This is a genomic window from Helicobacter burdigaliensis, from assembly GCF_003670295.1.
Taxonomy (GTDB): Bacteria; Campylobacterota; Campylobacteria; order Campylobacterales; family Helicobacteraceae; genus Helicobacter_D; species Helicobacter_D burdigaliensis.
On record NZ_QXJG01000006.1, the window covers coordinates 25,622 to 48,885 of the forward strand.

Below are 23,264 nucleotides of genomic sequence, written 5' to 3' on the forward strand. Positions count from 1 at the left end.
AATGAAAAAGATATTTTTAGTCTTTTTGATTGTATCTTGCATAGGAGTTTTTTCTTATGTGGCACCTTTAAATTTTCAAGTCCTTTTAAAACATATCTACGCACCCACTTTATTTAGTGTATATTCTAAAGATGCAGGAATGCTTTATTGTCAGCTTTATGGTGTGGCTGAAGTGAGTAAAGAGTTTAAAGGAGATGGGTGTGAGGTTTCCAAAAAAAGCGTTAAAGAAATGCGACATTTTGCGCTCACCTATACGCAAAATAAGATTTTTTTAGAACAGCAATATAGGGTAGGTTATGTAAAGGGATGGTGTTTTTTACAAAATGGAGGGAATCTTTTTAATTATGAGATTGTGCGTGATGGCTATGCGGTGGTGCAACATTTTGATACCACAGCAGATACGCAAGGTGTAATGGCGGATTTAGAAGAGTTAGAAGCCATAGCAAGAGAGGAGAAAAGGGGTTTATGGAAAGAATGGGAAAAAGAGATGAATTGCCTAAAAGTTACACTAGGAGCAATCGCTAAGGAGCAAATTCCTAAGGAGTAAGAGTAAAATTAGGAGAAAAATTGCTAGAATGGTAAATGGTTGTGCCATAGTTTTTAGCAAAATACTGCATTAAAAGCTTTTGAAGTGTGGGTTCTATGCTAGGATAAAACCATGCATTGTTGCTAATGGCGATTAAAAAAGGTGGGGAGTTTTTATAGTATTCTTCGCGTGTGGCTTCATAACAAATTGCAATATTAAAGGGTATATTGTCAATTTTTGTGCTATTAAAAGTAGTGTTTTTAGATGTGCTAAAATCTTCTCCCCCCTTAAAAAAAGTTTGATTAATCCATTTGGCAAGAGGAGAAGGGAGGGGTATTTTCTCTCCAAAGGGGACTAAGATAGTTTTATCAAAAACTTGCATTTGTCCTTTATTGAAGAGATAGGCACTATTAAAGGTTTGCTCCTCTTTGCTTTTTAATGCACCCGTTAAAATAATAATATTTTGACTAAGAACTTTCAAATCTTTAAGCAAATTAGGATAAAGATTAAGGGTTAAAGGAAAAGTAGTTTCTGGCAAGATTACCACATCATAGCCTTCATTTATGGCAAGTTTTATGTGGTTAAAGTTTGTCTCTATGTGTGAGGCTAGATTGTCCTTATCCCATTTTTTATCTTGAGGGATAGAGGTTTGAAGAGTTTTAATTTTTAAATGTGAAAATGTGGGGGATTTTGTAAGGTTTAGGCTTGAATTTCCTAAAAGAATCAAAGAAGCTATCAAAAAGATTCCGCTTAATTTATAATTTCTTTCTTGAAACATTTTTTGTGTGATAATAATGATTAAACAAATGCAAAAAAGTATGCTTTTAGAGGGCTCAAAATAGCTTGTAGTGAGTATGAGCTCTGGGATAAACCAGTTAAATGAAAAAGGGTGCAAAAAGCTTACAAAAATGAGCGTTAAAGTGCGGTAAAATGGATTTTTAAACAGGCACATAAGGTAAAAAATAATCCCATAAACTAAAGCAATAAATAGGATAATCAAAGGAATAAGAAAACTAAGATCATAATATCTAAAGCTAAGTCCTATCCAATAAAACCAAAAAACTCCTATCAAAGCACCACAAATAAATGCTCCAAACCTTTTGAGATTAAAATAAAAAGCAATCGCAACAAGGGTAAATAGGGTAGAAAAAATAGGGGAATTATAGCCTTTTAAAAAATGCTCCCAATAAATAAAAGCACTAAAAAAAATGGCACAAAGAAGAGGGGGGAGCAAAGCTTGAATGCTTAAATTTCTAAAAGTTTTCATTTATGCAAAATTGCCAAAACTTAGCGGATTGTCTAAATCTAGCTTTCTAAGATGTGCGATGACTTTTTGGAGCTCGTCAATATCTTTGGATTTTACTCGAATCTCATTGCCTAAGATTTGCGTTTGGACTTTGAATTTTTGATTTTTAATTTCATTGTTGATAGTTTTTAAACTTTTATCTTCAAGCACATCATTGAGTTTGTAGGTGATTTTTGTATTGCCCCCACTGGCATTTTCGCTTTTAATTTCTTTTAAAGATTTTAGAGATAAATTACGCTTTATAAGCTTTGAATCTAGAATATCTTTAAGTGTATTTGCTTTATTTTGGCTTGTTGCAAGAATGCTAAGAGTTTTATCTTTTTCATTAAAGTTAAATTCTTTTGCTTTATCATCTTTAAAATCAAAGCGGTTATTTACTTCCTTTTTTGCTTGTTCTAATGCGTTTTTAAACTCCTGAATATCGAGCTTTGAAGAGATGTCAAAACTATGTTCTTTTGCTGCCATTTATGCTCCTTGTTTTCAAATAAATTATAATTTTATTGTAACATAAAACTTTTTTATGCTACTTTATTGTAGAATATCAAAAAATATTATTTTTATTTTAGTGTGAGGCTGTATGAGTGAATTGAGTTATTTTGATATTGTTGTAGGTATCATTATTATCCTTTTAGGACTTAAGGGGATTGTAAATGGTTTAATCCGTGAGTTTTTTGGAATTGTTGGGATTGTTGGGGGAGTGTATATTGCTTCCTTGTTTTCAGATGATCTAGGTTTATGGATTAATCAGAATGTTTATGAATTTGCAAATCCATCTGCTGCTTCTTTGGTAGGTTTTTTAGTGCTACTTGTTTGTGTATGGGGGCTTTCTTTAGTGGTTGCAGAGATTTTACATAAGTTAATTTCTTTTAGTTCTTTGGTGATTGTGGATAAAGCATTAGGGTTTGTGTTTGCGGTGTTGAAGATTTTTGCAATTTTTGCGATTATTGTTTATGCTTTAAGCAAAATCGAGCTTGTTAGTCATTTTGGTGAAAAATATACAAAAAATAGTATTCTTTACCCAACGCTTTTAGATGTTGGCTCTAAGATTATCCACCTAGAGAGCTTAGATACAAGCAAAGTAGAAGAAAAGATAGAAGCAACGCAAGAAAAAACACAAGAAATTAAAGATGAAGCACAAGAAACTGTGCAGTCAATGTTTGAGGAGTAAGAATTGTTTTTAGATGATGTTTATGTAAAGCAAAGAATCCAAAAAGCGCAAAGCTTAAGAGAGCTTGGCATAAATCCTTATGCAAATGCAGTGCAAAAAGAGCAAAGCACAAAGGAATTTTTACAAAGCTTTCAAGGATTAAAAGAAAAAAGTGAAGAGGATAGAAAGGATACTTCAAAAACCTCGCAAGTGATAGGTAGAATCAAGTTTATTCGCCTTATGGGTAAGGCTGCTTTTATTAAAATTGAAGATTATAGTGGGATATTGCAAATCTATCTTTCTTCTAATGAGCTTAATGAGGGCTTTACACACTTTAAAAAATACATTGAAGTGGGAGATATTGTTGTAGCCAAAGGTTTCCCTTTTGTAACAAAAACAGGTGAGCTTAGTATGCATGCACTAGAATTTAACTTGCTAACTAAAGCAATTAGCCCATTGCCAGAAAAATATCATGGTTTAGTAGATATTGAAATGCGCTATCGTCAAAGATATTTAGATTTAATTATGAATAAAGAAGTGCGTGATAGCTTTGCAATGCGTTCTAAAATTGTTTCTAGTGTTAGAAGATTCTTTGAAGAAAGAGATTTTTTAGAAGTGGAAACTCCTATGATGCACCCAATTCCAGGTGGTGCGAATGCAAAACCTTTTGTAACTTATCATAATGCTTTAAATGTGGAGCGTTATTTAAGGATAGCACCCGAGCTTTACCTAAAACGCTTAATTGTGGGTGGATTTGAAGCGGTTTTTGAGATTAATAGAAACTTTAGAAATGAGGGAATGGATCATTCTCATAATCCTGAATTTACCATGATTGAATTTTATTTGGCGCATAAAAACTATAAGGATTTAATGAAACTCACAGAAGAGCTTTTTGCCTATCTTTTAGAAAAGTTAAATCTACCTTCTAAAATCATTTTTAATGAAAAAGAAATTGATTTAAGTAGTTTTAAGCAAATTTCTTATGTGGATTCTTTAGTAGAGATTGGCGGAGTGCCTAAAGATGTCGCAATAGATGCGGACAAGCTCTATGAATATCTTTTAAGTCATGGAGTGAAGTTAGAATCTAAAATGGAATTAGGAAAATTACAAAGTGAAGCATTTGATGCATTTGTAGAAGATAAGCTTATTAATCCAACTTTCATTACAGATTTTCCTATTGCGATTAGTCCGCTTGCAAGGGCAAATGATGAAAATCCAGAAATTGCTGATAGATTTGAGTTATTTATCGGTGGAAGTGAAATTGCAAATGGATTTAGTGAGCTAAATGATCCCCTAGATCAGCTAGAGCGTTTTAAAGCACAAGTAGCAGCAAAAGAAGCAGGAGATGAAGAAGCGCAATATATGGATGAAGATTATGTGATGGCACTTTCTTATGGTATGCCACCTACTGCTGGAGAGGGCATAGGGATAGATCGTCTTGTAATGCTTTTAACAGGCAATGTTAGCATTAAAGATGTGATTTTATTTCCAGCTTTAAAGCCACAAAAAAAGGAAACTACATTAAAGGAGCAAGAATGAGTTATTTACTAGAGCAAACCGATAAGGAAATTTTTGATTATATTCAATGTGAGCTAGAGCGTCAAAATACGCATTTAGAGATGATCGCAAGTGAGAATTTTACTTTTCCAAGCGTTATGGAAGCTATGGGTAGTGTGCTGACAAATAAATATGCAGAGGGCTATCCGTATAAACGCTATTATGGTGGCTGTGAGTTTGTAGATAAGATTGAAGAGTTAGCAATTAATCGTGCTAAAAAGCTTTTTGGATGTGAATTTGCAAATGTGCAACCCCATGCGGGTTCTCAAGCAAATGCAGCAGTATATGCAGCACTTTTAAAGCCTTATGATAAGATTCTAGGCATGGATTTAAGCCATGGTGGGCATTTAACTCATGGGGCAAAAGTAAGCACAAGCGGGCAAATGTATCAAAGTTTCTTTTATGGTGTGGAGCTTGATGGGCGTATTAACTATGATAAAGTAGAAGAGATTGCAAAAAGTGTGAAGCCAAACTTAATCGTATGTGGGTTTAGTGCTTATTCAAGAGAGCTTGATTTTAAAAGATTTAGTGAGATTGCAAAAAGTGTAGGGGCAATTTTAATGGCGGATATTGCTCATGTTGCAGGGCTTGTGGTAGCAGGTGAATATCCAAACCCATTCCCTTATGCAGATGTGGTAACTACAACCACACATAAGACTTTAAGAGGGCCTAGAGGAGGACTAATCCTAACAAACAATGAAGAATATGCTAAAAAAATTGATAAGGCAGTATTTCCTGGAATGCAAGGAGGTCCTTTAATGCATGTGATTGCAGGAAAAGCAGTTGGCTTTGGTGAAAATCTAAAGCCTTCTTGGAAAGAGTATGCTAAACAAGTAAAAATTAATGCTAGAATTTTAGCAAGCATACTTATGCAAAGAGGATATAAAATAGTAAGTGATGGAACAGATAATCACTTAGTATTGCTGTCTTTGCTTGATAGAGATTTTAGTGGTAAAGATGCAGATTTAGCACTAGGAAATGCAGGAATTACTGTGAATAAAAACACAGTTCCAGGAGAGAATCGAAGTCCTTTTGTAACAAGTGGTGTGAGAATTGGCTCTCCAGCACTCACTGCAAGAGGTTTTAAAGAAAAAGAATTTGAAATTGTTGCAACAAAAATTGCAGATGTGTTAGATGATATACAAAATACACAAAAACAAGAGAAAATAAAAAGTGAATTAAAGGAACTTGCGTTACAATTTCCTGTGTATAATAAGGCAATATTTTAATAAAAAGGGAAGTTAGAGTAGATGGTTACAGAATTAGATTTAAAACTTATTAAGATGATTACTTCGCATTATTGGATAAAGCAAAGTGGAATTGGGCAAAAGATCCATCATAATGGCAGAATTTTTTATGATAAATTTCAAAGAGTGGATGAGCCGCTAACTAGGAATTTGTTGCAAAGTCATTTTAAAAAAGAAATCACCATTGCTCACTCTTTGTTTAACGCTCAAGACAAAGTAGAAAATATTGTATTTGACTATAATGGATTTAACGCAGAGCGTTTTTGGCATAGAGCACAACTGCTTTTAAGAGAGGAAGGGTTTATTAATTTTACAGCTTATGAAACAAAAACGCCCGGACATTTACATCTTTATGTGCATAAGGGACATACAACTTTTCAAGAGGCATGTCAGTTAGCAAAAGTCTTGGGTGCAAAATTAGCACAAAAGATGCCAACAGAGTGGAAAATGTTCCCTTCACTTGATATTCCTAAAAATTATAATATTTTGGTAGTGCCTTATAATGTGTATAATAAAGAACGCGGTGCTTCATGGTCAAGACATATGTAAAATAAAGGAGAAAAGATGTCAGAAATCAAAATTCACAAAGATGAAAAAGAAGAAGGAATTGAGTTAAATGATTTGCTAATCAGCGATGCAGATGGAGAAGAGATAAAGAGTGGCTCTAGTAAGAAAATTATGTTACTTGGAGCAATTATTGTTATTTTATTTGCAGCGATTATTTTTATTATTTATCTTATGCAAGGAGAAGATACTAATAAAGTAGCTACACAAGCACCCGTGCAAACTGAAAAGGTAGAAATGCCACAAAACTTGCCACCTATCCAAGCTCAAGATGATAAGCAAATGCCTATCCAAGCTAATACAGATATACAAACAAGCAATTCAGATGAGCAGTTTCAGCGAATTATTGAACAAATTAAATCACAACAAGCAGGCAATGCTACAAACAATACTCAAGCAACTACACAAAAGCCAAAAGAGCCTGTAAAACCACAAGAACCAGTAGCACCAGCAATAAAGGAACAAGCAAAAGAAGAAGCTAAAAGCCCTAAAGATACTTTTAAGCAAATACAAGCAAATAATCCACAAGAGCAAGGAGCAGAGGCTACTAAAGGTTTTTATATCCAAGTGGGTTCTTTTAGTAAATATTCTCCAAATAAGCAACTAATGAATGCAATTTCAAAAGAGCAACTTAGCTATCGTATGCAAAAAGCAGGGGATACCAATAGGCTTTTAATCGGTCCTTTTAATACAAGAGCAGAAGCCAAAGCAAAACTAGAAGAAGTTAAGGCAAAAATTAATAAAGATGCCTTTATTAAAGAGATTAAATAAATCTCTTTAAAGGCTAAAACTCTAAAATAAATCCTCTATCTAAATTTGCCAAATCTTTATAAAATTCCAAATTTTTATAGTTAAATTTTTGTGTATAGTTATAAATACTTTCTTTTTGATCATAGCCCATTTCACAAATTAAAAAAGGGATTTGTAATTGATAGGCTAAGTCTATGAGATGATGGAGAATCTCATCTCCTTCTTCTCCTCCAAAAAGTGCGATTTTTGGTTCATATTCTAAGGGTTTTGGCAGACTAAAACCTTCTTTGATATAAGGTGGATTAGAGATTAATAAATCAAAAGATTTTATTTTGCCACAATTAAAATCTAAATAAGCACTTTTATGCAAAGTAAGATTAGAAATCTGAAATTTTTCTTTATTGACATAAGCATTAAATAAAGCTTCAGGGGAAATATCGCTTGCACTAAAATTACAAAGAGGTAGCATTTTGGCTAGTGTTATGCTCAAAATCCCACTTCCAACTCCAACTTCTGCTATATTTTTAAGGTGGTTTTTTTGTATGGTTTTTAGTGCTAAATCAACCAGTATTTCACTTTCAGGACGCGGAATTAATGCACCATGTGAGATATAAAATTCACTAGAATAAAAACTAACATTTTCTATAATATATTCAATAGGTTCGTAATTTTTGCGTCTTTTGATAAAATTTAAATATCTTTTTTGGCTAAAAGAGTCTAAGATTGTCAAAAAATGTGTATGAAGGTAAATTCTATCTACACCTAGCGTATAAGCAAGGAGCAATTCAGCTTCTAAAAGACTTCTAGGAAATTTATGGAGCTCACTCGCTCCAAACTTTAAAGCTTCTTGAATAAGCATTAAGAAATTGCCATTTTCTCACAATTTAGAGCGATAAGCCTTGCCATTAGTGGAGGGTGGCTATAATAGAATCTCATATAAAGAGGATGTGAGAGTGGAAAGGAATTGTTTTCTTTCACTAGCACTAAAAGTGCTTTAGCCAAGTCTTCTTTGCTTGTGAGTTCTGCTCCAAATTTATCAGCATTAAATTCATTTTTGCAACTAAAAAAACTAAAAATAGGCATAAAATAAAAACCTATTAAATTGCTAAAAAGTAGTAGAAAAATGATAAAAATATGAGGTGAGGGTTCTAGGTTTGCTAGAGTGAAAATTTCATTAGGAAGATTACCTATGATAAAAAATAAAATACTTAGCATAATCACCATAAAACCTATCATCTTATAAATATCATTGTGTTTAAAATGCCCTAATTCATGCCCTAAAACAGCCAAAAGAGATTCTTTTGAAATTTTTTTAATGAGTGTATCAAATAAAACTACGCGTTTTGTTTTGCCAAAACCAGCAAAATAAGCATTTAGCCTACCATCTCTCTTAGAAGCATCCATTACAAACACACCACTAGATTGAAATCCCACTCTTTCTAAAAGATTTTGTATAGAATTCTTTAAATCTTCATTATCTAATGGAGTAAATTTGTTAAATAAAGGAGCGATGAGAGTGGGATAGAGTAGATTTGTAGCTAAAATAAGAGCAATGCTTAAAAGGAGTGCATAAAGCCACCAATTTGCAATATTTGTGATAATAAAAACGAATGCAAACAACAAGATTCCACCGATAATGATAAGGAGTATTAAAGATTTTAAAGTGTCCAGAATAAAGAGTTTTAAGCCTCCTTTGGAAAAGCCAAATCTTTTATCTATAATAAGGGTTTTATAAGCAGAAAAAGGTATGGAAATTAAAGATTGAAAGAGCAAAAAGACTAGCACAAAAACAACACTTCCTAAAAGTGGAGAGCTAGAACTTAAAGGTGTTAATAAAGATTGTAGATAGTTTAAACCAAATAAAAGCCAAAATCCAAGCAAGATAAAGTCAAAAATATTTTCAAATAAAGATATTTTTTCTCTAATGATGGCATAATTTGCAGCTTTGATAAAATCATCAGAAGGCAAAATATAGGCAGGTTTAGTTTTTTCTTTAGAAAGAAAATTAAGCTGTATAAGACTTAAGAAAAGTTTTGGCAAACTTAAAAATAATCCATATAAAATTACTAAAGACAATTTAAGAATCCTTTTTAAAATAAATTCTATAATTATAAAACTTTCTTTCTTAAAAATTTAGAAAATTAATTATTTTTAAGTTTAATTTTGTATTTGGAGGGGGATAAAAATAAAGATTTTATAAATAAAACTAAATAAAACTTTTTAGAATCCTTCTTTATAAGGATTCTATCTAAAAAATATTTTTAGTGATGGTTTAAAATTTGTAAAATTAAGCTATCAAAGATTTGACTATAAGGAGGATTAAAAGCAATGACAGGTATTTCAATATCTTTATAAAGTTTTATATCGCCATTTATGATTACATTTATTTTTAATAAATATCTAGGTGTGAAGCTAAAAGAAGCAGTGGGTGAGTCATCGCCTTGTGATTCGTTATAATAATGGCTAAAATAAAACTCTATTTTTTGAATATTTGGGTTTGGATTCTTTTCATAAAGAATCTTAAAGCGATTGGTGAAAGTTTGCGAGAAACCAACAGGGATTATGCTTGTATCCTTATCTTTTGAATAAGTTATATTAGGATAATTTAGATTAGGATTTGCAAGAGGGGGATTGGCACAGCTACTAAAAAATAAACAAAAACTTAAAAGAAAAGATGTTAAAATACTTTTCATAAAAACTCCTAAAAAAAGAAATGTGATTATTATATCACTAAAGGTGTAAATTGAATCGTATTTTTGTGGCTAATAAACCTATGTTTGTATCTTCTAATAAATTTTTAACTTCTCTTAAAAAGAGGGATAATGTAGTAAAAGGAGGATTTAGTGGGATTTTAGATCCTTTTGCTTGTGGGGCTTTGATAGTGGCTTATGGACAATATACAAGGCTTTTTTCTTATCTTGCAAAAGAGCCTAAGGTATATAGAGCGACTTTGTGGCTTGGAATGAAAAGTGATTCTTTAGATCTTGAAAATATTTTGGGTATTTATGATACACCTAGACTGGATGAAGTTAGGGTTAAAGAGATTGTAGAGAGCTTTAGCGGTGAGATTAGATTTACCCCTCCTAAATTTAGTGCTAAGAAGATTTTAGGCAAGAAAGCTTATGAACTTGCAAGAGCAGGGGAGGAAGTAAGGTTAAAAGAAGAGATGATGAAGATTTTTAAAATAGAATTTTTAGGCTATAATCATCCTTTTATTAGTTTTAGAGTGTGGGTGAGTGCAGGCTCTTATATCCGCTCTTTAGGAGAGATGATAGCTAAGGAGTTAGGCGCTTTTGGAGCACTTAGCTATTTAGAGCGAGAGAGTGAGGGGGAGTTTAGATATGAAAAAGAAAAGCCTCTAAACCCTCTTAGTATTTTGCCATTTTGTAAGATAGAAGCTAGGGATTTAGATAATGAAGGGCTTTATTTTAAGGTGTTAAATGGCAAAAAGCTAGAACCAAAAGAATTAAAAATTTCTAAAGAGGGAGAATATATAGTGAAATTTGATGAATTTTTTTCTATAATTTCATATAAAAACCACGCAATAACATATTTACTAAATAGGATACCTTTATGTTGATTTTATCAAGAAAAGAAAATGAAAGTATTTGTATTGGCGATGAGATTGTGATTAAGATTGTTTCTATTGACAAAGGTAGTGTGAAGATAGGTTTTGAAGCACCGCCTAATCTTTTGATTTTGCGCGAGGAGTTAAAATTAGCAGTTTTGGAGGAAAATAAAAAGTCGCTTTCTCATAAAGAATTGCAAGCAAGTGAGTTGCCGATTTTAAAGAGTAAAACAAAATGAAATCCTATGCAAAAATTAATATTTTTTTAAAAATTACAGGCAGAATGCAAGAAAATGGTGTGGGCTATCATACTCTTGTATCGCGTTTTATGTGGATTTGCAATCTTTATGATGTGCTAGAGTTTAAAGAGGGGAATGAAAAATTTGAAGTTTGTGGGAATTTTGATTGTAAATTAGAGCAAAACACTCTTTATAAAAGCTATCTTGCCCTTTTGGAAGTTTGCACAAAAGAACAAAAAGAGTTTTTAAACACGATAAAAATAGAAGTAGAAAAAAACATTCCCACAGGAAGTGGGCTAGGGGGTGGAAGCTCTAATGCGGCAAGTTTTATTTTGTGGGCGAATAAAAAGCTAGAATTAAATTTAAAAAAAGAAGAACTCTATAAGCTGGGTGCAAAGGTAGGAAGTGATGTTCCCTTTTTTTTAAGTGAAGAGGAAATAGCAAATGTAGAAGGTAGGGGAGAAGTAGTTGAAAGCACAAAAGAGAAAGCATTTGAAGTAGAGATTATCACTCCTAAAATCCATGCAGACACTAAAGAAATTTATAAACTTTATGCAAAAAACTTTTATTCTCCTATATGTGCTAAAGAGGCTAAAGAATGGAAAGAATCTAGTAATGAAGAAGTTTTGAAAAAAGATGCAAGGGCTTTAAATGATTTACTTTTACCACTTTTAGAGCTATATCCTAGTTTGGATACATTTGTAAAAGAGGGTTATTTTTTAAGCGGTAGTGGAAGTAGTTTTTGGAGAGTGAAATGAGTATAAAGATAGTTGCCACAAACAAAAAAGCAACTTATGATTTTTTTATTTTTGATAAGCTAGAAGCAGGGATTGAGCTTTTAGGAAGTGAAGTGAAGTCTATCCGTGCAGGTAAGGTGAATCTAAAAGATAGTTTTATTAAGGTTGTAAATGGCGAAGCCTTTTTGTTTGGGGCGCATATTTCTGTGCTTGGCACGACAAATTTACATTATAAACCTGATGAGAAAAGAGTGCGAAAGCTACTTTTACACAGAAAGGAAATTGACAAGCTTTTTGGCAAAACGCAGGTGGTTGGAATGAGTATCGTGGCTTTAAAGCTTTATTTTAACAAACGCAACAAAGCAAAGCTAGAAATTGCACTTGCAAAAGGAAAAAATTTACACGATAAGCGTGAGAGTCTAAAAGAAAAAATCCAAAAAAGAGAAATTGCACAATCATTAAAAGAATATCAATAAAGGAGAAAAATTGCTAGATTTAAGCTTGAAAGAAAGTGTAGAATATGGTGTTATGGGAGTTTTGCTTTTAATGAGTGTGGTGGCTTTGTGGGCTAGCATTGAAAGGTTGCTTTTTTATCGCTATATTAAATTAGTTCTTTATGAAAACAAAACAGAGTTAGAAATTGATTTATCTAAAAACTTAACAATTATCGCTACTATTGGTTCTAATGCTCCTTATGTTGGGCTTTTAGGAACGGTGTTTGGGATTATTATTGCTTTTGTGCAAATGGGGCAATCTGGCTTAGTAGATAGTGCAAGTATTATGAGTGGTTTAGCCCTAGCCTTGCAAGCCACAGCAGGGGGACTAATTGTCGCTATTCCTTCAATCATTTTTTATAATCTTTTAATGCGAAAAAGTGAAGTTTTAGTTGCAAAATGGGAAATTTTGCAAGAAAAAAAGCAAGATAAAAATTTTAGCCTAAAAGATTTAGAAGAAGGCAGAAGATGAAGCGATTTAGGAGAATGGATAGTATCAATATTGTGCCTTTTATTGATATTATGCTTGTTTTGCTTGTGATTGTTTTAACAAGTGCTACTTTCATAGCACAGGGTAAAATTCCTATTACCCTTCCTAAAGCAGAAGGTTCTAGTAAGATAGATAAACCTCTAAAGGATGTGGAAATCACTATTAATCAAAAAGGCGAATATTTTTTAGATAAGAATCTTTTAAGCCTAGAAGAGATTAAAGCAAAACTCTTACAAATGCCAAAGGAAACTCCTATTTTATTAAGGGGGGATTCTAAAAGCTATTTGGAGCAATTTATCGCACTTGTGGGAATGCTAAATGAGATTAGTTATAGCAATGTAGATGTGCAGGTGCAACAAATAGAGCAAAAAGGAAAGTAATGTTTAGAAGTGAATATGACTTAGGGACGATAATTTCAGCGGCAATTACTTTTGCACTTGTTGTGCTTGTTATAAGGTTGGTTTTATTTTTGGCAAACCGCAAAAAAACAAATATTCAAAAACCTGATTGGCTTGTAGATGAGCGTTTTAATTTAGACAAAAAAAGGAAGAGGAAATAATGGAAAATATGCTCGTAAATATCATCTTCACTTTAGTGATGTTAGCCCTTGCGTTTTGGGATTTTCTAAGCTATGGAAAGCAAAAGCATAGAGATTTTAAGTCCATTATTATTAGTGCGGGTGTTTTAGGGACTTTTGTGGGTATTTTTATGGGATTGCAAGATTTTGATACAAGAAATATTGAAAATTCTGTGCCTACACTTTTGGAAGGTTTAAAAACCGCCTTTTATACTTCAATTTTAGGAATGGGACTTGCAATTTTGCTTTCAATTATCCAAAAAAGCAAGGCGGTTAAAAGTGATTTTGATAATATGTTAGATTATTTTTCATTGCAAATGGGGAAATTAGATGAACTATCGCGTTTAAAAGAGCTAACACAAATCAGCCAAAAACAGCAAGAAAGTTTGCATAAAACGCAAAATCTTTTAGAAAAGCAAAGTTTGGCTAATGAAGAACGCTTTTTAGGGTTAGAAGAGCATTTTTTGAAAGTAAATTCTACTTTAAAAGAAGCAATGCACCATCTAGCACAAGGAGCAAGTAAGGAGCTTATTGGGGCATTAGAGGGGGTGATAAGGGATTTTAATAAAAAAATTACCGATCAATTTGGAGATAATTTTAAAGAACTAAATTTAGCAGTTTCGCAAATGATTGCTTGGCAGAATAATTATAAAGAGGGAATTGCGGGATTAGAAGAGAATCTTAAAAACACTCTTGCACTTTTTAAGCAAACAAGTGAGGGGATTGAAGCAATCGCTAAACGCAATGAAGAAACGCTTGAGGTTTATAAGGCTTTAGCAAATAGCATTGAGGCTTCACGCATAGAAAATGAGAAATTATCTTCTCTTTTGGCAGGATTTGAAAATATGCATACAAACGCACAAAATGCACTCAATTCGGTAAAAGAGCTTGTAGAAACTTTAGAAAGTGCGCAAGTTAAGGGATATGAGGTTTCAGAGCAATCCCATAAACAAATTAGCCAAATTTTTGAAAGTGGCAAAAAAGAAAGCTTAGAATTTGTAAAAAATAATTTAGAAAATACAACGCAATTTTTAGAACAAAGCACAAAAACTTATTTGCAAACTTCACAAAATGTTTTAGAAAATAGTATGCAAACTCTAGAACAAGATCACAATAAGCTAAGCGAACAGCTTAACAAACTATATGTGAGCCTTACAGAATTTAATGAAAACTATATTACACAAAATCAAGATAATCTCACGCGTTCTTTAAAAGAATTAGAGAATAAAACTTTAGAGTTGCTTGAGAGTTTTAATCATAATGAAGAAGAGCTAAGATTTAAAAACTTGGAAATGATTACGCATATTAAAACAAATATTGAAGAGCAAATGCAAGAGATTAAAAGTAAATATGGTGAGTTTATAGATAATTTACAAGAAGCACAAAAGCAGTCTATTTTGCTTGTAGAAGAGCAATCTAAAAGAAGCGATGATGTGCTATTAAAGCATTCACAAAATATGGAAACTTCGCTAGAACAGAGTGCAAACTCCTTTAAAGAGTTGTCTAAAAGTGCGCAAGATAGCCTAGAGAAGCATTTGGGTGCGTTAGAAGAACATATAAATAATGCAGTTTTAGGCTTTGATAAGCTTTTGGGTAATTCTACTAAGAATCTAGAAGAAAATCTGCAAAGTAGCAAAGATACTTTGATTACACTTTCTAATGAGATAGAAAAAAGCACAGCAAATACTCTAAAAAGCCTAAATGATTTAGTGCAAAATACTGCAGATAGCCTAAGTCAGTCTTCTCAAAATATAGAAGAAGCTTTGAATGCAACTTCTTACAATATTCAAGAAAATTTTAGTAAAACTACGCAAGAAATTTCTCAAAATGTAAAAGATCTTTTAGAGCAAAATAAGGAGCAATCTAGCCAGCTTTATGGACTTTTAGAAAAAGATTCTAAAAATTTTAGTGGATATTTAGAGAAAATGCAAACCCATAATCAAAGCTTTTTAGAGGATTATCAGGGCAAACTTAGAGGGAGTTTAGCAGAAAGCTATAAAAATACTTTAGAATCATTAAATGCGTATTTAAAAAATGCAAACTCAATGCATCAAACACAAATTACAAAAATATTGCAAACTTCAGCACAAACACATCAAGATTTGACTGCTGGTTTGCAAAATAGCCTTATGCAAGCTGTAAATATCTTTGAAATAAATTCTAAAAAAGTGTGCGAGAGTGCGAATGTTTTAGCAAAAGATCTTTTAAGCCTTTCAAAAACGCAATTAGATTCCCATTCTAAAGAAGTGATACAAAGCTATTTAACTTTACAAACAGAAGTGAAACAGATGCTAAAACAAATGGGAAGTGAATATTTAGAAATGCTCTCACTTCTTAGTAAAAAAAGCTTGGAACTACCTAAAAATGTAAGTGCAGAGCTTTTAAATGAATTTAATAATTTGCAAAAAAATCTTGGCGATGCTCTTTCGAAAACTTATCTTTCTTTAGAAAGCAATCGCAAAGAAATTGATGCAATTTTACAAATTACAAAAACAAATGTTTCTTCTTCGCTTGCAGAAACTTCCGAGCTTAACGCTAAGCTTTGTAGTTCTTTAGGAGAGCTAGATGGAGCATTGTCTAATATAACCTTAGGTTTTAGGCAGGATTATGAATGGTTTTTACGCCGTATCCGTGAGCTAATGGGAGCTAGATAATGGCAAGTGATTTTAAAGGAAGTGAGTGGATTAGTATTTCTGATATGATGGCAGGAGTAATGATGATTTTCCTGCTTATTGCAGTCTCTTATATGGTGGTGATTAGCTCCACCCAAAAAGAACTAGCAGAGCAAAATAAAGAACTCCTAACGCTTAATAAACAAATGAGTGATGTGGCTAAAACGCATAAAGATTTGCAAACAGAGCTGAATAAAGATTTATTAAAAGAGTTTTCTAGAAATTTAGAACAATGGAATGCAGAGATTGATTTAGACAATACAGTGCGTTTTAGAGAGCCTGATATTTTATTTGATCAAGGACAAAAAGTTGTAAAATCAAGATTTAAAGAGATTTTAGATGACTTTTTTCCGCGTTATATCAAAATACTTTCTCAAAGTAAATATAAAGAGGATATTGAAGAAATTAGAATTGAGGGGCATACTTCCACAGAATGGCAAAATGCTAAAAGTTTAGAGGCAAGGTATTTAGGTAATGTGGGGCTTTCACAAGAGAGAGCTTTGGAGGTTTTAAAATATTGTTTTGAGAATCCTAAAATCAATGCACAAAAAGAATGGCTTGTGAGTGTTTTAAGGGCAAATGGACTTTCTTTTGCAAAACCTTTAGAAACTCCAGAACTTTCTCGTAGGGTAGAATTTAAAGCACTCACTAAAAGCAATCAAAAAATTCTTAAAATCTTAAAATTACAAGAAGAATTACAAAAAAATGAAGAAAATGAGCCAAAATAGGTTAAAGAAAGCTTTTGTTTTATAAGTATTTAAAAAAATCAAGGTAAAATTTCAAAACAATGAGATGAAAATTCTCAAAAATTAACACGGAAGGTAAATCTATGAAGAAGATTATTTTAGGTTCAATGGTGGCTTTTGCATTAATGCAAGGTGTGAGTTATGCAAAAACTTTTGCTAAGGTAAATGGTGAAGAAATCACAGAAAAAGACATCGGGATTTTAATGAGAGGAATGCCAGGCGTTTCTTATGAGCAATTACCACAAGAAGCAAAAACACAAATCATTAATCAAGCGATTGAGAGAAGATTACTCATTAAACAAGCTAAGAAAGAAAAAATTGAAAACTCTAAAGAATATAAAGAGGCTTTAGCGTTGGTGCAAGATGACTTAGCTTTAGAAATTTGGATGGGGAAACAAATGAGCGAAGTTAAAGTAAGTGATTCTGAGATTAAAGATTTTTATAATAAAAATAAAAAAGAGTTTTTACAGCCAGAAGCGGTTAAAGTAAGCCATATTTTAGTGAAAAGTGAAGCAGAGGCAAAGTCAATTATTGCAGAGCTTAAAAAAAGTGGCAAAGATTTGCCTAATAAATTTGCACAGCTTGCTAAAGAAAAATCACAAGATCCAACAGCACAAAATGGTGGTAGTTTAGGGTGGCTTGTTAAAGCACAAAAAATGGTTCCAGAATTTACAAATGCAGCTTTCAAACTTAAAAAAGGTGAATATACTAAGGCTCCTGTAAAAACAGATTTTGGATATCATATCATCTATGCAGAAGATAAAAGAAGTGAGAGAACACTTACTTTAGATGAAAGTAAGGCAAGAATTGAGCAAGTATTAAAAGTGCAAAAATTTAAAGATAGTGTCCAAAAAGAAGGGCAAGATTTACGCAAAAGTGCTAAGATAGAGATTTATTAAGGTTTTTGTAATGCTAGTATCAGGGAATGTGATTTTACAAAAGGCACATAAAGAGAATTATGGTGTAGGTGCATTTAACTTCGTAAATTATGAGATGCTAAGCACTATCTTTGAAGCAGCGGATGAGAAAAAATCTCCTATTATTGTGCAAGCAAGTGAGGGCGCTATTAAATACTTAGGGATTGATATGGCAGTGGGTATGGTTAAAATCCTCTCACAGCGTTATCCACATATCCCTGTTGCATTGCATTTAGATCATGGGACAAGCTATGAATCTTGTGTAAAGGCTATTAGGGCAGGATTTACTTCTGTAATGATTGATGCTTCTCATCATCCTTTTGAAGAGAATTTGTGCGAAACTAAGCGTGTTGTAGAAGTTGCCCATTGTGCGGGCGTTAGTGTAGAAGCAGAGCTTGGAAGACTTATGGGGATTGAGGATAATATCTCTGTGGATGAAAAAGATGCTTGTTTAGTCAATCCAAAAGAGGCAGAAGAATTTGTAAAAGAAAGTAAGGTAGATTTTCTTGCCCCTGCTATTGGGACAAGTCATGGAGCCTTTAAGTTTAAAGGTGAGCCAAAATTAGATTTTGAACGCCTTATAGAAGTAAAAAGGCTTACAAATATTCCTCTTGTATTGCATGGAGCAAGTGCGATACCCAGTGAAGTGAGAGAAGCATTTTTACAAAGTGGCGGAGATTTAAAAGGGAGCAAGGGTGTTCCTTTTGAGTTTTTACAAGAGGCTATAAAGGGTGGTATTAATAAAATTAATACAGATACAGATTTAAGAATTGCTTTTATGTCAGAAGTTAGACGCGTAGCTAATGAAGATAAAACGCAATTTGACTTAAGAAAATTCTTTGCTCCTGCTAAAGACTTTATGAGAAAAGTAATCGCAGAGCGTATGGAAGTCTTAGGCAGTGCAGGAAAAATTTAAAAATTAAAAGGAAATAAATGGCATATTCAATGGGTGATTTGAAAAAAGGTTTAAAAGTTGAGCTAGAGGGCATTCCTTATAGAATTACAGAATACCAACATGTAAAACCGGGTAAGGGAGCAGCTTTTGTGCGTGTGAAGATGAAATCTTTTTTAGATGGCAGGGTTTTAGAAAAGACTTTTCATGCGGGTGATAAGTGTGAAGAGCCAAATTTACAAGAGCGTTCTATGCAGTTTTTATACCACGATGGCGATCATTTTCAGTTTATGGACACAGAAAACTATGAGCAAGTAGGGTTACTAGATGATCAAGTGGGAGAGGTTGCTAAATGGATGATTGATGGAATGAATGTGAGTGTATTGTTCCACAATAATAAAGCAATTTCAGTAGATGTTCCTCAATCTGTGGAACTTGTAGTGAAGGAAACTCCACCTAACTTTAAAGGCGATACTACAAGTGCAGGTAAAAAGCCAGCAACTTTAGAAACGGGTGCAGTGGTGCAAGTTCCTTATCATGTATTGGAGGGTGATAAGATTCGTGTGAATACAGAAACAGGTGAATATTTAGATAAGGTAAAATAATGGCAAAAGTTTTAATCCCTTTGGGAGATGGATTTGAAGATTTAGAGGCAATTAGCGTGATTGATGTATTAAGGCGTGTGGGTGTTGAAGTTAGCCTTGCTTCTTTAAAGAAGGATTTAGTGGTAACTTCTGATAGTGGGATTCCTATGCAAGCTAAAATAAGCATTGAAGAAGCAGATTCTAAAGAATATGAAGGAGTTGTGCTTCCAGGTGGCTTTGGTGGAGTGCAAAATATGATTGCTTCTAACTCGCTTACTCAATTTGTAAAAGACATGCAACAAAGCAATAAAGTTGTTGCTGCAATTTGTGCTGCACCTTTAGCACTTTTTAAAATGGGAGTTTTAAAAGAAGCTAAATTTACATGCTATCCTAGTGTAGAAACTATGATAGAAAATCCAAATTATGTATGTGAAAATGTGGTGCAAGAGGGAAATATTATTACTTCAAGAGGTCCTGCTACTGCTTTAGAATTTGCTTTTTATTTAGCAGAAATTTTTGTAGGAAAAGAAAAAACATTAGAAATTAAAAAAGGAATGCTTGCTTGCTAAAAATAGCATTAGTATCTCTTGGCAGTGCCTTTTTGTTTGCGGGTTGCTTAATGGGTTATAGGGAGCTTGTGTATAATCCTGAAAGTTACCTTAAGAAAAAAGCCATAGAGTATGCTTCAAATCCCCAAAAGTTTGAAACAGAAGTTCTTAATTTTCAAGCCACTTTTAAAAAAGTGGTTACTAAGCTTACGCAAAGAGCTTCTAAGAATTGGGGTGAAAATAATGCTCCTACGGCTTCTAAAGAGGTTTATGTAAAATATACGGATTCTTATCTTTCAAGAGCGCAAGTGGATTTTTCAAAAGGTGTAGTATCTGTGGCTACTTTGGATACCAAAAATCCTAAACAAGCCTTGCATAAAGCCATTGTTGGCACACTTTTAACCCCTGAAGATCCTGAAGATGTGGATTTGTATTCAGATAAAGAGATTGAGTATAAAGGAAAGCCTTATTTGGCAAATTTGATTAAAGATCATGAAGGTAAGGTTGTCCTTTATCCTTGGAGAGCTAATCGTTATGCAGATTATCTTATAAATCATAAGCTAAAAACCACAGAAATTACACAAAAAGGCGAGAAAAAGAAAGTCTATTATGTGCAGTTTAATATGGTAGAAGATAGAGTGGTGCAAAGTGAGCATAAGTATGGAGAATATGTGGCTCTTTTTGCAAGAGAGTATAAGATAGAACAAGCTTTGATATTTGCTATTATTAAAACAGAAAGCAGTTTTAATCCTTATGCGGTGAGTCATATCCCAGCATATGGACTTATGCAGGTTGTGCCTGTGAGTGCAGGGCGTGATGTGTATAAAGCGCTTAATAATAAAGATGGAATTCCTACCAAAGAAATGCTTTTTGTTCCTAAAACAAATATTCAATATGGTTCTGCTTATCTTGATATTTTGTTTAATCGTTATTTAAAAGGGATTAAAAATTCGCTCTCGCATGAATATTGTGTAATTGCTGCATACAATACAGGTAGTGGAAATGTCCTTTCAGTGTTTCATAAAGATAGAAAAAAGGCAGTGGAGATTATTAATCAAATGCCCTCATCAGAAGTTTATAGAAAGCTTAGGACTTCTTTAAAATATGAAGAAGCAAGGAATTATTTGCATAAAGTAAGCAATGCTAAAAAAGAATTCCAAACAACACATTCTAAAACAGCAACTTTAGGAAAAATTGCCTATGGAGATTTTTGAGCTAAAGCAAAACCCTAAAATATGCGGATATTTTAAAGATAAAGTATCATTATTTCGGTATTTTTATATTAAAGAATGTGAAGAAGTATTTTATAAAAAATTATTAGAGAGGGGTTGGAGGCGTTTTGGGAATTATTTTTTTGTTCCAGAATGTGGAGAATGTAATTTATGTGTTTCTATAAGATGGGATTGTGAAAAGTTTAATTTTAGCACAACACAAAAAAGGATTCTAAAGCAATCTAGTTTTGTTACGCTAAGTATCCAAAAGCCTACTTTATCTAAATCGCATTTAGAGCTTTATGATAAATACCATAAAATTATGCAAGATAAAAAAGGGTGGGAATACCAAAAAATCAGCCCTGAAATCTATTATGATACTTTTGTGCAAGGCTTTATGGAGTTTGGCTATGAGTTTTTATATCATATTGAAGGGAATTTGGTAGGAGTGGCTTTGGTAGATATTTTGCAAGATTGTCTTTCGGCGGTTTATTGTTTTTATGATCATGATTTTGCAAAATATTCTTTAGGAACTTTTTCAATCTTAAAGCAAATTGAATTTGCCAAAACTAAAGGAATTAAATATATTTATCCAGGCTATTGGATAGAAAATCACCCTTCTATGGGATATAAAGAGAAATTTAAGCCTTTTGAAGTCTTAATCAATCGTCCAACTTTAGAAGAAGAACCTATTTGGGTAAAGGAGCAAGATGCATTATACAAATCTAATTTCACAAGTTTTTGAAAAGTTTGCTAAACATTCTTTTCATCCTAAGATTCAAAAGTGGATTAATCTAGCTTATGTTAAGTATTTTAATATCAATTTAGAAGAGTTTGATACAATAGAGAGCTATGAGAGTTTAAATGAGCTTTTTATGCGCTCTTTAATTAAAATGCGTTCTTTTGATAAAGCACAAAATGTGCTAATAGCACCCTGTGATAGCAAGGTTATGGAGTTTGGAGAATGCAGGGATAATCAAGCTATGCAAATTAAAGGCAAAGAATATTTTGTGAGTGATTTTGTGCTAGAAGAGTTAGGAGAGGGGTTTAATTATATTAATTTATATCTATCCCCTAAAGATTATCATCGTTTTCATGCCCCTATTGATTTGAAAGTTAAAAGAATAGATTTTATACAAGGGGCACTTTATCCTGTAAATAAAATGGGTTTAGAAAAGGTGGATTCTTTATTTGTTAAAAATAAAAGAGTGGTGTTAAGTTGTGAAGACTATAAGGGGAATCCTTTTTATTTTGTGGCGGTGGGTGCATTAAATGTAGGAGGGATAATTATCCATTTTGCTCCCAATATTGCAACTTTAAAAGAAAATTATAGCCATACCTTTAGCACTCCTATTTGTTTGCAAAAAGGCGATGAGATAGGCAGCTTTCAAATGGGTTCTACAATTGTAATGTTGTCTAAGGGTTGGTGCTATCATACAAAATTAGAAGAAGGCATTTATTTTGGTGAATGCATTGCAAAGGAACAAGAATGATAGAAAAAATTAAGCATTTAAAGCAAAAACATAATGTATTAATCGCAGCACATTTTTACCAAAGAGATGAGATTGTAGAAATTACAGATTTAAGTGGGGATAGCTTGGAGCTTTCTCAAAAAGCATCTTGTGCTACTAATCCTATCATTTTATTTTGTGGAGTGGGGTTTATGGGGCAGAGTGTGAAGATACTCTCCCCAAATAAACGCGTTTTTATGCCAAAAATTGCTTGTTGTTCTATGGCAAGAATGATCGATGATAGCTATTTTGATAAGTCTGTAGAGTTGCTTAGAAGTTATGGGATTAGCGATTTTTTCCCTATTACTTATATTAATTCTAATGCAGAAGTAAAAGCTAAAGTTGCCGATTTTGGGGGAGTGGTTTGCACAAGTTCTAATGCAAGTAAAATTATGGATTATGCACTTAAACAAAACAAAAAAATCTTCTTTTTGCCTGATAGATGTTTAGGAGAAAATCTAGCGGCACAAAATGGGTTAAAAAGTGCAGTGCTAGGGCTAGATACAAAAGAAGCAGTGCAAAATGCGGATATTATTTGCTATAATGGATTTTGTTCTGTACATCAGTTATTTAGTGTGCAAGATATTGAATTTTTTAGGGCAAAATATAAAGATATTTTAATCGTAGTGCATCCAGAATGCCCCAAAGAAGTTGTAAAAAAGGCAGATTTTGTGGGTTCTACTAGTCAAATTATTAAATTTGTGCAAAGTTTAAAGCCAGAGCAAAAAGTGGCAGTGGGGACAGAATTTAATTTAGTCAATCGCTTAAGAGCCCCTTATAATGGAGAGCAAAATACTTTTGTGCTTTCTTCTACTAAGCCAGAATGCCCCACGATGAATGAAACCACTTTGCAAGATGTTTTAAATCTGTTAGAAGCACTTGAAAAAGGGGAACCTTATAATGAAATTTTACTAGATGTTAAGGTTGCACTAAAGGCTAAGAGGGCATTAGAAAAGATGATGGAGCTTTCATAAAGGATAA

The 23,264-nt window shown here is 32.8% G+C and carries 28 protein-coding genes; 23 read left to right on the forward strand and 5 right to left on the reverse strand.

Annotation, left to right across the window (positions count from 1 at the left end):
* Position 1: 1 nt before the first annotated feature.
* Positions 2 to 547: a thermonuclease family protein gene (locus EBF09_RS03720; RefSeq protein WP_121763795.1), complete on the forward strand. Its 546-nt coding sequence runs from the start codon at positions 2 to 4 to the stop codon at positions 545 to 547.
* Here the strand turns inward: EBF09_RS03720 and EBF09_RS03725 are convergent.
* Both EBF09_RS03725 and EBF09_RS03730 read right to left on the reverse strand, forming a co-directional pair.
* Positions 537 to 1,793 (reverse strand): apolipoprotein N-acyltransferase, encoded by a 1,257-nt coding sequence (locus tag EBF09_RS03725; RefSeq protein WP_121763796.1) that lies wholly within the window; start codon positions 1,791 to 1,793, stop codon positions 537 to 539. The two genes, EBF09_RS03720 and EBF09_RS03725, sit on opposite strands and share 11 nt — an antisense overlap.
* Positions 1,794 to 2,297 carry a YajQ family cyclic di-GMP-binding protein gene (locus EBF09_RS03730; protein ID WP_121763797.1) on the reverse strand — a complete coding sequence of 168 codons (504 nt, stop codon included), beginning with the start codon at positions 2,295 to 2,297 and terminating at the stop codon, positions 1,794 to 1,796. It lies immediately after the preceding gene.
* A gap of 112 nt (positions 2,298 to 2,409) precedes the next feature.
* Between EBF09_RS03730 and EBF09_RS03735 the strand changes: the two genes are divergently transcribed.
* The 5 genes from EBF09_RS03735 to EBF09_RS03755 are packed head-to-tail and all read left to right on the forward strand — an operon-like array spanning position 2,410 to position 7,118.
* Positions 2,410 to 3,000 carry a CvpA family protein gene (locus EBF09_RS03735; RefSeq protein WP_121763798.1) on the forward strand — a complete coding sequence of 197 codons (591 nt, stop codon included), beginning with the start codon at positions 2,410 to 2,412 and terminating at the stop codon, positions 2,998 to 3,000.
* Positions 3,001 to 3,003: 3 nt separating this feature from the next.
* Positions 3,004 to 4,518, forward strand: coding sequence for a lysine--tRNA ligase (lysS, locus tag EBF09_RS03740; protein WP_121763799.1), 1,515 nt, complete (start codon positions 3,004 to 3,006; stop codon positions 4,516 to 4,518).
* Positions 4,515 to 5,765: a serine hydroxymethyltransferase gene (locus EBF09_RS03745; RefSeq protein WP_121763800.1), complete on the forward strand. Its 1,251-nt coding sequence runs from the start codon at positions 4,515 to 4,517 to the stop codon at positions 5,763 to 5,765. The genes lysS and EBF09_RS03745 overlap by 4 nt, the downstream gene beginning before the upstream one ends.
* A gap of 21 nt (positions 5,766 to 5,786) precedes the next feature.
* Positions 5,787 to 6,332 carry a DUF1882 domain-containing protein gene (locus EBF09_RS03750; protein ID WP_121763801.1) on the forward strand — a complete coding sequence of 182 codons (546 nt, stop codon included), beginning with the start codon at positions 5,787 to 5,789 and terminating at the stop codon, positions 6,330 to 6,332.
* A 15-nt stretch (positions 6,333 to 6,347) separates the two neighbouring features.
* Positions 6,348 to 7,118 carry an SPOR domain-containing protein gene (locus EBF09_RS03755; RefSeq protein WP_121763802.1) on the forward strand — a complete coding sequence of 257 codons (771 nt, stop codon included), beginning with the start codon at positions 6,348 to 6,350 and terminating at the stop codon, positions 7,116 to 7,118.
* A 13-nt stretch (positions 7,119 to 7,131) separates the two neighbouring features.
* On the opposite strand, the gene EBF09_RS03760 is transcribed toward EBF09_RS03755, so the two are convergent.
* The 3 genes from EBF09_RS03760 to EBF09_RS03770 all read right to left on the reverse strand — a co-directional run bounded on the left by EBF09_RS03760 (position 7,132) and on the right by EBF09_RS03770 (position 9,790).
* On the reverse strand, positions 7,132 to 7,956 hold the full coding sequence (locus tag EBF09_RS03760) for a HemK/PrmC family methyltransferase (RefSeq protein WP_121763803.1): 825 nt from the start codon (positions 7,954 to 7,956) through the stop codon (positions 7,132 to 7,134).
* Positions 7,956 to 9,173, reverse strand: a complete 1,218-nt coding sequence (locus EBF09_RS03765; RefSeq protein WP_121763804.1) for a M48 family metallopeptidase — start codon at positions 9,171 to 9,173, stop codon at positions 7,956 to 7,958. Before EBF09_RS03765 ends, EBF09_RS03760 begins: the two co-directional genes overlap by 1 nt.
* A 185-nt stretch (positions 9,174 to 9,358) precedes the next feature.
* Positions 9,359 to 9,790, reverse strand: a complete 432-nt coding sequence (locus tag EBF09_RS03770) for a hypothetical protein (RefSeq protein WP_121763805.1) — start codon at positions 9,788 to 9,790, stop codon at positions 9,359 to 9,361.
* A 50-nt stretch (positions 9,791 to 9,840) separates the two neighbouring features.
* On the opposite strand from EBF09_RS03770, the gene truB reads away from it, so the two are divergent.
* The 17 genes from truB to nadA all read left to right on the forward strand — a co-directional run bounded on the left by truB (position 9,841) and on the right by nadA (position 23,257).
* Positions 9,841 to 10,677 (forward strand): tRNA pseudouridine(55) synthase TruB, encoded by an 837-nt coding sequence (gene truB, locus EBF09_RS03775; protein WP_121763806.1) that lies wholly within the window; start codon positions 9,841 to 9,843, stop codon positions 10,675 to 10,677.
* The gene (csrA, locus tag EBF09_RS03780) at positions 10,671 to 10,904 is read left to right on the forward strand and encodes a carbon storage regulator CsrA (RefSeq protein ID WP_121763807.1); all 234 of its coding nucleotides are present in this window, start codon (positions 10,671 to 10,673) and stop codon (positions 10,902 to 10,904) included. The genes truB and csrA overlap by 7 nt, the downstream gene beginning before the upstream one ends.
* Positions 10,901 to 11,662: a 4-(cytidine 5'-diphospho)-2-C-methyl-D-erythritol kinase gene (locus EBF09_RS03785; RefSeq protein ID WP_121763808.1), complete on the forward strand. Its 762-nt coding sequence runs from the start codon at positions 10,901 to 10,903 to the stop codon at positions 11,660 to 11,662. The genes csrA and EBF09_RS03785 overlap by 4 nt, the downstream gene beginning before the upstream one ends.
* Positions 11,659 to 12,117 carry an SsrA-binding protein SmpB gene (smpB, locus tag EBF09_RS03790; RefSeq protein ID WP_198672529.1) on the forward strand — a complete coding sequence of 153 codons (459 nt, stop codon included), beginning with the start codon at positions 11,659 to 11,661 and terminating at the stop codon, positions 12,115 to 12,117. The genes EBF09_RS03785 and smpB overlap by 4 nt, the downstream gene beginning before the upstream one ends.
* A gap of 10 nt (positions 12,118 to 12,127) precedes the next feature.
* Positions 12,128 to 12,607 carry a TonB-system energizer ExbB gene (exbB, locus tag EBF09_RS03795; RefSeq protein ID WP_121763809.1) on the forward strand — a complete coding sequence of 160 codons (480 nt, stop codon included), beginning with the start codon at positions 12,128 to 12,130 and terminating at the stop codon, positions 12,605 to 12,607.
* Positions 12,604 to 13,005 carry a biopolymer transporter ExbD gene (locus EBF09_RS03800; RefSeq protein ID WP_121763810.1) on the forward strand — a complete coding sequence of 134 codons (402 nt, stop codon included), beginning with the start codon at positions 12,604 to 12,606 and terminating at the stop codon, positions 13,003 to 13,005. Before exbB ends, EBF09_RS03800 begins: the two co-directional genes overlap by 4 nt.
* Positions 13,005 to 13,184 (forward strand): hypothetical protein, encoded by a 180-nt coding sequence (locus tag EBF09_RS03805; protein ID WP_121763811.1) that lies wholly within the window; start codon positions 13,005 to 13,007, stop codon positions 13,182 to 13,184. Before EBF09_RS03800 ends, EBF09_RS03805 begins: the two co-directional genes overlap by 1 nt.
* Complete coding sequence (locus EBF09_RS03810; RefSeq protein WP_121763812.1) at positions 13,184 to 15,856, forward strand: hypothetical protein; 2,673 nt, start codon at positions 13,184 to 13,186, stop codon at positions 15,854 to 15,856. The genes EBF09_RS03805 and EBF09_RS03810 overlap by 1 nt, the downstream gene beginning before the upstream one ends.
* On the forward strand, positions 15,856 to 16,602 hold the full coding sequence (locus EBF09_RS03815) for an OmpA family protein (protein ID WP_121763813.1): 747 nt from the start codon (positions 15,856 to 15,858) through the stop codon (positions 16,600 to 16,602). The genes EBF09_RS03810 and EBF09_RS03815 overlap by 1 nt, the downstream gene beginning before the upstream one ends.
* Before the next feature lie 101 nt (positions 16,603 to 16,703).
* Positions 16,704 to 17,519: a peptidyl-prolyl cis-trans isomerase gene (locus EBF09_RS03820; RefSeq protein WP_121763814.1), complete on the forward strand. Its 816-nt coding sequence runs from the start codon at positions 16,704 to 16,706 to the stop codon at positions 17,517 to 17,519.
* A gap of 10 nt (positions 17,520 to 17,529) precedes the next feature.
* Positions 17,530 to 18,453 (forward strand): class II fructose-bisphosphate aldolase, encoded by a 924-nt coding sequence (locus EBF09_RS03825; RefSeq protein ID WP_121763815.1) that lies wholly within the window; start codon positions 17,530 to 17,532, stop codon positions 18,451 to 18,453.
* 17 nt (positions 18,454 to 18,470) lie between these two features.
* The gene (gene efp, locus EBF09_RS03830) at positions 18,471 to 19,034 is read left to right on the forward strand and encodes an elongation factor P (RefSeq protein WP_121763816.1); all 564 of its coding nucleotides are present in this window, start codon (positions 18,471 to 18,473) and stop codon (positions 19,032 to 19,034) included.
* The gene (locus EBF09_RS03835; protein ID WP_121763817.1) at positions 19,034 to 19,582 is read left to right on the forward strand and encodes a DJ-1 family glyoxalase III; all 549 of its coding nucleotides are present in this window, start codon (positions 19,034 to 19,036) and stop codon (positions 19,580 to 19,582) included. Before efp ends, EBF09_RS03835 begins: the two co-directional genes overlap by 1 nt.
* Positions 19,576 to 20,775, forward strand: coding sequence for a murein transglycosylase domain-containing protein (locus EBF09_RS03840; protein ID WP_232817648.1), 1,200 nt, complete (start codon positions 19,576 to 19,578; stop codon positions 20,773 to 20,775). Before EBF09_RS03835 ends, EBF09_RS03840 begins: the two co-directional genes overlap by 7 nt.
* Positions 20,762 to 21,517 (forward strand): arginyltransferase, encoded by a 756-nt coding sequence (locus EBF09_RS03845; RefSeq protein ID WP_121763818.1) that lies wholly within the window; start codon positions 20,762 to 20,764, stop codon positions 21,515 to 21,517. Before EBF09_RS03840 ends, EBF09_RS03845 begins: the two co-directional genes overlap by 14 nt.
* Positions 21,483 to 22,265, forward strand: a complete 783-nt coding sequence (locus EBF09_RS03850) for a phosphatidylserine decarboxylase (RefSeq protein WP_121763819.1) — start codon at positions 21,483 to 21,485, stop codon at positions 22,263 to 22,265. The genes EBF09_RS03845 and EBF09_RS03850 overlap by 35 nt, the downstream gene beginning before the upstream one ends.
* A complete protein-coding gene (nadA, locus tag EBF09_RS03855) occupies positions 22,241 to 23,257 on the forward strand; it encodes a quinolinate synthase NadA (RefSeq protein WP_408609805.1) in 1,017 nt (338 codons plus the stop codon). Before EBF09_RS03850 ends, nadA begins: the two co-directional genes overlap by 25 nt.
* Positions 23,258 to 23,264: the final 7 nt, after the last annotated feature.

Excerpts from the sequence above, each read along its gene's own strand:
- EBF09_RS03720 (WP_121763795.1), top strand. The coding sequence starts at position 2 with ATGAAAAAGATATTTTTAGTCTTTTTGATTGTATCTTGCATAGGAGTT.
- EBF09_RS03725 (WP_121763796.1), bottom strand. The coding sequence starts at position 1,793 with ATGAAAACTTTTAGAAATTTAAGCATTCAAGCTTTGCTCCCCCCTCTT.
- EBF09_RS03730 (WP_121763797.1), bottom strand. The coding sequence starts at position 2,297 with ATGGCAGCAAAAGAACATAGTTTTGACATCTCTTCAAAGCTCGATATT.
- EBF09_RS03735 (WP_121763798.1), top strand. The coding sequence starts at position 2,410 with ATGAGTGAATTGAGTTATTTTGATATTGTTGTAGGTATCATTATTATC.
- EBF09_RS03745 (WP_121763800.1), top strand. The coding sequence starts at position 4,515 with ATGAGTTATTTACTAGAGCAAACCGATAAGGAAATTTTTGATTATATT.
- EBF09_RS03750 (WP_121763801.1), top strand. The coding sequence starts at position 5,787 with ATGGTTACAGAATTAGATTTAAAACTTATTAAGATGATTACTTCGCAT.
- EBF09_RS03755 (WP_121763802.1), top strand. The coding sequence starts at position 6,348 with ATGTCAGAAATCAAAATTCACAAAGATGAAAAAGAAGAAGGAATTGAG.
- EBF09_RS03760 (WP_121763803.1), bottom strand. The coding sequence starts at position 7,956 with ATGCTTATTCAAGAAGCTTTAAAGTTTGGAGCGAGTGAGCTCCATAAA.
- EBF09_RS03770 (WP_121763805.1), bottom strand. The coding sequence starts at position 9,790 with ATGAAAAGTATTTTAACATCTTTTCTTTTAAGTTTTTGTTTATTTTTT.
- csrA (WP_121763807.1), top strand. The coding sequence starts at position 10,671 with ATGTTGATTTTATCAAGAAAAGAAAATGAAAGTATTTGTATTGGCGAT.
- EBF09_RS03785 (WP_121763808.1), top strand. The coding sequence starts at position 10,901 with ATGAAATCCTATGCAAAAATTAATATTTTTTTAAAAATTACAGGCAGA.
- smpB (WP_198672529.1), top strand. The coding sequence starts at position 11,659 with ATGAGTATAAAGATAGTTGCCACAAACAAAAAAGCAACTTATGATTTT.
- EBF09_RS03800 (WP_121763810.1), top strand. The coding sequence starts at position 12,604 with ATGAAGCGATTTAGGAGAATGGATAGTATCAATATTGTGCCTTTTATT.
- EBF09_RS03805 (WP_121763811.1), top strand. The coding sequence starts at position 13,005 with ATGTTTAGAAGTGAATATGACTTAGGGACGATAATTTCAGCGGCAATT.
- EBF09_RS03810 (WP_121763812.1), top strand. The coding sequence starts at position 13,184 with ATGGAAAATATGCTCGTAAATATCATCTTCACTTTAGTGATGTTAGCC.
- EBF09_RS03815 (WP_121763813.1), top strand. The coding sequence starts at position 15,856 with ATGGCAAGTGATTTTAAAGGAAGTGAGTGGATTAGTATTTCTGATATG.
- EBF09_RS03820 (WP_121763814.1), top strand. The coding sequence starts at position 16,704 with ATGAAGAAGATTATTTTAGGTTCAATGGTGGCTTTTGCATTAATGCAA.
- EBF09_RS03825 (WP_121763815.1), top strand. The coding sequence starts at position 17,530 with ATGCTAGTATCAGGGAATGTGATTTTACAAAAGGCACATAAAGAGAAT.
- efp (WP_121763816.1), top strand. The coding sequence starts at position 18,471 with ATGGCATATTCAATGGGTGATTTGAAAAAAGGTTTAAAAGTTGAGCTA.
- EBF09_RS03835 (WP_121763817.1), top strand. The coding sequence starts at position 19,034 with ATGGCAAAAGTTTTAATCCCTTTGGGAGATGGATTTGAAGATTTAGAG.
- EBF09_RS03845 (WP_121763818.1), top strand. The coding sequence starts at position 20,762 with ATGGAGATTTTTGAGCTAAAGCAAAACCCTAAAATATGCGGATATTTT.
- EBF09_RS03850 (WP_121763819.1), top strand. The coding sequence starts at position 21,483 with ATGCATTATACAAATCTAATTTCACAAGTTTTTGAAAAGTTTGCTAAA.
- nadA (WP_408609805.1), top strand. The coding sequence starts at position 22,241 with ATGCATTGCAAAGGAACAAGAATGATAGAAAAAATTAAGCATTTAAAG.